Source organism: Gilliamella sp. wkB18 (assembly GCF_001690875.1).
GTDB lineage: Bacteria > Pseudomonadota > Gammaproteobacteria > Enterobacterales > Orbaceae > Gilliamella > Gilliamella apicola_A.
The window spans coordinates 45,224-51,885 of the sequence record NZ_LZHM01000083.1 but is presented as its reverse complement, the minus strand read 5'-3'; the positions used below and the strand labels follow the sequence as shown (position 1 = coordinate 51,885).

7 protein-coding genes, 1 tRNA gene and 1 other annotated feature are annotated in these 6,662 nt (G+C 32.7%); of the genes, 3 read left to right on the top strand and 5 right to left on the bottom strand.

The genetic code is table 11. The features are described 5' to 3' along the window. The 5 genes from A9G48_RS09130 to hemA all read right to left on the bottom strand — a co-directional run. Positions 1 to 534 (bottom strand): contractile injection system protein, VgrG/Pvc8 family (locus A9G48_RS09130; protein WP_218057862.1); only part of this gene is annotated, 534 nt, incomplete at its 3' end. Positions 535 to 1,250: 716 nt separating this feature from the next. Beyond that, a tRNA-Leu gene (locus A9G48_RS09125) sits at positions 1,251 to 1,337 on the bottom strand. 94 nt (positions 1,338 to 1,431) lie between these two features. Continuing rightward, positions 1,432 to 1,674 (bottom strand): zinc ribbon domain-containing protein, encoded by a 243-nt coding sequence (locus A9G48_RS09120; RefSeq protein WP_034945848.1) that lies wholly within the window; start codon positions 1,672 to 1,674, stop codon positions 1,432 to 1,434. A 118-nt stretch (positions 1,675 to 1,792) separates the two neighbouring features. Next, a complete protein-coding gene (locus tag A9G48_RS12215) occupies positions 1,793 to 2,044 on the bottom strand; it encodes a DUF1289 domain-containing protein (protein ID WP_080715888.1) in 252 nt (83 codons plus the stop codon). 37 nt (positions 2,045 to 2,081) lie between these two features. Next, the gene (gene hemA / locus A9G48_RS09115) at positions 2,082 to 3,353 is read right to left on the bottom strand and encodes a glutamyl-tRNA reductase (RefSeq protein ID WP_034945854.1); all 1,272 of its coding nucleotides are present in this window, start codon (positions 3,351 to 3,353) and stop codon (positions 2,082 to 2,084) included. A gap of 174 nt (positions 3,354 to 3,527) precedes the next feature. On the opposite strand from hemA, the gene lolB reads away from it, so the two are divergent. The 3 genes from lolB (at position 3,528) to hisG (ending at position 6,662) form a co-directional block, all read left to right on the top strand. Next, positions 3,528 to 4,142, top strand: coding sequence for a lipoprotein insertase outer membrane protein LolB (gene lolB, locus A9G48_RS09110; protein ID WP_034945856.1), 615 nt, complete (start codon positions 3,528 to 3,530; stop codon positions 4,140 to 4,142). Between the two features lie 13 nt (positions 4,143 to 4,155). Beyond that, entirely contained in the window at positions 4,156 to 5,001 is an 846-nt protein-coding gene (gene ispE / locus A9G48_RS09105) for a 4-(cytidine 5'-diphospho)-2-C-methyl-D-erythritol kinase (RefSeq protein WP_034945861.1), read from the top strand. Positions 5,002 to 5,598: 597 nt separating this feature from the next. Further along, positions 5,599 to 5,723 (top strand) — a sequence feature (His leader region). Positions 5,724 to 5,762: 39 nt separating this feature from the next. Then, entirely contained in the window at positions 5,763 to 6,662 is a 900-nt protein-coding gene (gene hisG / locus A9G48_RS09100) for an ATP phosphoribosyltransferase (protein ID WP_034945862.1), read from the top strand.

The window sequence follows — 6,662 nt, the reverse complement described above, 5'->3', positions numbered from 1 at the left end:
GTGCTCTTTAAGTTCAAGGCGGTAGTCTATGCCATTAAGTCCGTGGCTTCTAAGTATTTGTTCAACCACGCTTACTACGCTTTGGTTCTGGAATATGGCACAGTTGCGGTTTAACGTTAGTCTAGCTAGTCGTGGCGATAAGACCACTTGATAATGCGCTTCTTCTTTATTCACCGATAATTGGCTAAACTCGGTGATAATACCATAAACCTTGCGGGTGCTTTTATCATTGGTAAAATCACCCAAGGCACGGATTGCAGAACTGAGCGCATCGCTTACAACAGAATTAAATGAGAAAGTAGCCGGTTGGTTTAAAAAAGCATCGGTAGATAGGGTTTTATTGGCACTGGTAAAAGTAATGGTGTAACGCCACAGCTGGTTTAAGGCCTCTTCGCCTTTGACGTTTAACACCGATATAGGAGTGCTGAGTTCATCAATGGTTAGTGTGTAACGGTTATGGCTAACTTTATTTGTTAATTGGCTAAGCAAGTCTTTCCCTGCTTGTTCGACGATTTTATCTAAATGTTTTACCATGCGTTCTCCTATCATTCATCCTTTTTAATTCATAATTTAATCTGATTTTTATTAATATTTCATTGAGTTATTTAGATCTTTAATAATATAGCAGTCAAAAGAGAAAATTATAGCATGGTTTATTTTAATTAATGCTTTTTCTAACTTATCAATCTATAACATAAAAATTCAAATCGCTTAATATTGATTAATCTATTACAGCAATATAACAACCCCATAAAATCAATATAACAATGCAATCTTTATAATCGAATTAAATAACCTTAAGGTGTTCGTAATATTTTATTGATTAAATTACATTGATAATCTATTTATTGCTGATAATATAATTTAACTCATAAAATTTTTCAAATTTTTTTTAGAAAAATGTATTAAACAATTCACAAAATTATTTTAAATAGGATTAATTTTTGATGAAACTTTAACTTATATTTAGCGTAACAATGAAGACTAACGTAATAATGCCAATTAGTACCTGTAATTCATTAAAGCGAAAGCTAACTGAATTAATGCAGCATAAGTTTTTTTTGTATGTAATTTAAATAAAATTTTTAGGATAGGAACTTTTACCGAACTAAATGCATCTTGTTTATTATTTGATTTTACATCTGATTTTGATTATTTCCAGTTACCGCAAACTGATATAAATGATGTGCTAAAAATCATGACTAGTAAAGTTTTAAATCTAAAAATCAGTTTTAACTGTTTTGTGAGCTTGGTGCCAGTGGTCGGACTCGAACCGACACGCTTTTAAGGGCGGCGGATTTTGAATCCGCTGCGTCTACCAATTTCGCCACACTGGCATTAGAAGTGTAAATAAACTAGAGCATTATACTAAGCTGTGTGATATCTGCAATATATATTATAACAAAGCGCTTTGTTTGCCTAAAAATTCGGCTACCACTTGCGCTTCCATGCAGGTAGCTTTTTAAGAATTGTATAAGCGGTTTGTTTTGCAATCGGATAATCAACATTATGTTTTTCGACATAACTTAAGGTTAAATCATGCCATTTTTCATCAAATGTTTTCATTCTGCCGTCATCATGAGCACAATACTTACAATAATTTTTTGTTATATCATGCAAAGGATAATCACCAATAGATGTCATTGGCATTCCGCATGCAATACACATTTTCATATATTGAGTCTCGTTTAATTTAACTAAGGCTTTAAGCTATTTAATATAACAAATTATAAAAGATGCTACTCCGAGCTAAACCAGATTACAAGATATAGTTGCAATAAGGTAATATAAATTATAAAGTCAAACTGATTTGTGGTGATTCTTGTGTTGATTGTGAATGTTGTTGACTCAAAAGAATAGAACGCTTTCTTTTGGCCCTTTGCTTGCATAAGCGCAATACTTCTTGTTTTTGCGTATTGGAGAAATTTAACCAGTTAAATCTTTCATTTCTTGAACGGTAACACATTTTACAATATCCCTGTTTATCAGTTTCACAAACACGCCTACAGGGACTTTGAATATCAAAGAATTCGATCTGTTCCAATTCGTGATACCTCTTTTAACGAACACTAATAATTTAATTATTGATCTTTTAAGCCTAACCCCTTACTTAGCACTTTGAAACAATTACCACATTCATGAGTTGCCGCATGAAGCAATGTTTGCGTAGGTGCATGGATTAATTTATTGGTTAGTTTTCGTGAGAACTTAGCTAAAACATCATCAATATTGGCACCTTGTTTGATTGCATTTAAAGCTTTGATTTCTAGCTCTCGTTTAATATTCTCAGCATTATTACGATACTGTTTTACATAATTAATTGCATGACGGGTTTTGAGCCAATCAATAAATTGTTCTGCTTGTTCTTGAATAATATATTGCGCTTCTTTTGCTGCAATGGCTCTTTGTTCTAGGTTACTTTCTACCATTTTTTGTAAATCATCAACAGTGTAAAGATGTACATTTTCAAGTTGCTTAATTTCTTCTTCAACATCACGCGGTACAGCTATATCTATAAATAACATTTGTCGATAATTTCGTGCCTGTAATGTTCTTTCAACCATGCCTTTACCAATAATAGGTAGAGGACTCGCTGTAGAGCTGATAACTATATCAACATCCTTTAATCGATTAGCAATATCAGGTAATGAGATGATCTCAGCATCCATGGTAGAAGCTAATTTTAAGGCTTTTTCGCGAGTACGGTTAGCAACAATAACATGATTAAAATTATGTGGTTTTAAGTATCTTGAAATAAGTTCAATTGTTTCGCCTGCACCAACAAGCATTACATTTAATTGATTTGAATCGACAAAAAGGCTACGAGCAACAAGGCAAGCAGCATAGGCAACAGAAGCAGTATTAGCACCAATATTTGTTTCTGTTCTGACAATTTTTGCCACATGAAAAATAGTTTGAAACAACTTCTTTAGGTTAGGCGATAAACAATGATTATTTTGTGCAAAACCATATGCCTGTTTTACTTGTCCTAAAATCTGCGGCTCACCAAGCACCATTGAGTCCATACCACTTGCAACTGACATTAAGTGTTCAACTGCACGTTGTCCTTGATGCCAATATATAGCTTCTTGATAGCGAGTCATATCTACATTATGGAATTGTCCAAGCCAACGTTCAACCGATCGCTTTAATTTTAGGTGATCGGTTTCTTGCTCATAACTTATATAAATTTCAGTGCGATTACAGGTAGATAATATAACACAACCTTCAATTAAAGGATGCTGAAAAAGGCTATACAGCGCTTTATCGATAATTTCATTAGTAAAGGCAATTTTTTCCCGTAAAGCCACTGGTGCTGTTTTATGATTAACACCTAATATTGTAATAGACATTGCATTTTTCTTTTATAATCGTTTATAAGACATAACTTTTTTACTAAGTGTCTTGTTGCCGACATTATACATAAAAAAATATTAAACGTTAATTGACAGTTACTTTTTCTATTCAACTTATTATCAGTTATAATGTTGCAATCTAATGTGCATAAACAACTAACGAGTTATTTTATGTTTAAATTTAAATATATATTGATAGTAATGCCTTTATTGCTTAGTGCATGTCAAATAACACCTAAAGACGTTACATCTATTCAACAACAATGGCAAATTCATCAAGAAGATTTAAAACAAATAAATACTTTTCAAGTTAATGGAAGCATTGCGTATTTTAGCGACAAAAGTCGTAACTATGGACGTTTTTTAATTATTCAACAATCTGTTGATCGTTATGGAATTAAGCTTACAACACCACTTGGTGGTAATATTTTCACTTTAAAAGTAGATACTAATTATGCGGAATTAATAGATCGAAATGGCTATCGTTACATCGATAATAATGTTGAAAATCTAATAAGAAAGATCTCGAATATTAATATTCCCCTTAATTCGTTACATGATTGGCTAAAAGGGTATTCTAATGATATTGCTAATGATAAATTAGATAATGCTGGTCGGTTAATATCGACCTCATTTATGCAAGATAGCAAAAAATGGAATGTAAAAATTGCAAATTACATAGCCTACTCATTAAAAAATAGAAATATAGATATGCCGGCAACAATTGAGCTTACCCATGATGATGAACGCATCCGTTTAAAAATTGATAAGTGGATATTAAAATAATAAGGATTTTTTTATGAAACAATGGTTATCACCAGCTAAATTAAATCTATTTTTGTATATTACAGGCCGTCGTCCTGATAATTATCATAACTTACAAACCTTATTTCAATTTATTGATTATTATGATAAATTATCATTCACTTTACGCAAAGACGGAGTGATAAATTTAAATACCACATTTTTTCAAATTCCAACACATAAAAACTTAATTGTTATTGCGGCCGAATGTTTAAAATCTTATGTTAATCAACAGAATTTAGGTGTTGATATCACTATTGAAAAAAAAATACCCATGGGTGGAGGGCTTGGTGGCGCATCATCAAATGCAGCAACTGTTTTGGTTGCCTTAAATCAACTATGGCAATTGAACTTATCAAACGATATATTAATGAATATTGGACGAAAAATTGGCGCAGATGTTCCCATTTTTATTTATGGTCACGCAGCTTATGCTCAAGGTATAGGTGATCAGTTTGAAATCGTCAATATTCCTGAACATTGGTATTTAATCACCTATCCTAATATTGAAATTTCCACCGTCAAAGTATTTAATGATCCACAACTTAAGCGTGATACGCCGTTTCGTAATCTTGAGGAGTTACTGTCATTAGCATTAGATGATTTTAGTAATGATTGTGAGCCAATTGTACGTAAACGTTATTCTAAAGTGGACGAACTTATAACATTTCTTTCGCAATTTGCACCTACCCGATTAACTGGTACTGGAGCATGCGTTTTTACTCGTTGTAACTCCAAAGAGCAAGCTAAAAAAATCCAAGCACAGTTAAGCAAATTGTCTGTTCAAAGCTTTATTGCTAAATCATTAAATACATCTCCTTTATACTCAAATTTAATATAAAATTGAATATCACATATTATGTGACAAGTAATAACCTCTGTTGCAATTTTTAAATAATTATTCATTGATGTTAATTTGCTGATTTATAGGAAAATAAAAATGAAACAATATAAAACTGATTTAGTTTAGTTTTATTAGGTGATGATCGCTATAATGTATCATCCTAGATGCTCATAAAGCTGCAAAACAACCGACACGTTATTTTTTGATTACTTCTTTATCATTCTTTTTCTAAAAATGATATATATTAAACCAACATATACCGTTAAAAAAATTGGCTACCTTTTAGACTTTATTAAAATTTATGAAATTTTAATTGATAATTATTATTTTATAAAAAACTGTTTTCAAATAAAAAGTTAGCACATTTTTTCAAAAAATTACTGATATAAAGCCAATTAGTAATGAAAACAAGTTATATAATTGTAATCAATAAACAACTATTTTTGGATTGATTTATCGAAAATTTGTAAAAATTGTTGCTAGCTAGAAATTTATGTTATATGTTGTATAGCAGTATTGATAATTAATTAACTTATTGGCTTTTGATTTTATGATTTGTTTTTGCATTTTTATTACTAGTTTTGTTGCTAAACACCACCACCATCATCATTCCTGAATAGTCTTCGGGCGATTGGTGCTGGAAGACTTTGGTCTTCCGGTGATATCGCAAAAACAAATAGAAAACCCTCGGAAGATCAAACTTCCGAGGGTTTTTTGTTTGTGGTTTATAAATTTTTTAGATAACTTTGGAGAAAAATATGTTGGATAATTCGCGTTTACGCATTGCTATGCAAAAGTCAGGTCGATTAAGTGACGAATCAAAAAAGTTACTTGCCCAATGTGGTATTAAAATTAATCTTCAAGAACAACGTTTGATCGCTTTTGCTGAAAATATGCCCATTGATATCTTGCGTGTTCGTGACGACGATATCCCCGGACTGGTCATTGATGGCGTTGTCGATATTGGGATTGTCGGCGAAAATGTTTTAGAGGAGGAAGTATTAGATAGGCAGGCCGAAGGCGAAGATCCACAATTTAAAAAATTGCGCAGTTTAGATTTTGGTGGCTGTCGGTTGTCGATCGCAGCACCGCGTGATTTTGAGTATACAGGACCAGAATGTTTAAATGATTTGCGTATTGCCACCACTTACCCTCACCTACTCCGCCGTTATCTTGCTCAATATAATGTTAACTTTAAAACATGTTTGCTTAATGGTTCGGTCGAAGTTGCCCCTCGGGCTGGGCTTGCCGATGTAATTTGTGATTTGGTTTCGAGTGGTGCAACGCTTGAGGCTAATGGACTAAAAGAGATTGAAATTATTTATAAATCAAAAGCCTGCTTAATTCAACGTCAAGGCGAAATGTCGCCAATAAAACAGGCGTTAATCGATAAAATCATGACACGCATTCAAGGCGTTATTCAAGCGCGTGAATCCAAATATATTATGCTCCACGCCCCTACTGAGGTGTTAGATGATATTGTTGAGCTATTACCGGGGGCCGAAAACCCAACCATTTTACCGTTAACGGGCGAGCAAAATCGTGTTGCGCTACATATGGTGAGTAGTGAATCTCTTTTTTGGGAAACCATGGAAAAATTAAAAACATTAGGCGCAAGTTCAATTCTTGTATTACCAATTGAAAAAATGATGGAGTAA

What these genes read in the sequence shown, in the direction of transcription:
- A9G48_RS09120 (WP_034945848.1), bottom strand. Translation starts at nt 1,674, where the DNA reads ATGAAAATGTGTATTGCATGCGGAATGCCAATGACATCTATTGGTGAT.
- hemA (WP_034945854.1), bottom strand. Translation starts at nt 3,353, where the DNA reads ATGTCTATTACAATATTAGGTGTTAATCATAAAACAGCACCAGTGGCT.
- lolB (WP_034945856.1), top strand. Translation starts at nt 3,528, where the DNA reads ATGTTTAAATTTAAATATATATTGATAGTAATGCCTTTATTGCTTAGT.
- ispE (WP_034945861.1), top strand. Translation starts at nt 4,156, where the DNA reads ATGAAACAATGGTTATCACCAGCTAAATTAAATCTATTTTTGTATATT.
- hisG (WP_034945862.1), top strand. Translation starts at nt 5,763, where the DNA reads ATGTTGGATAATTCGCGTTTACGCATTGCTATGCAAAAGTCAGGTCGA.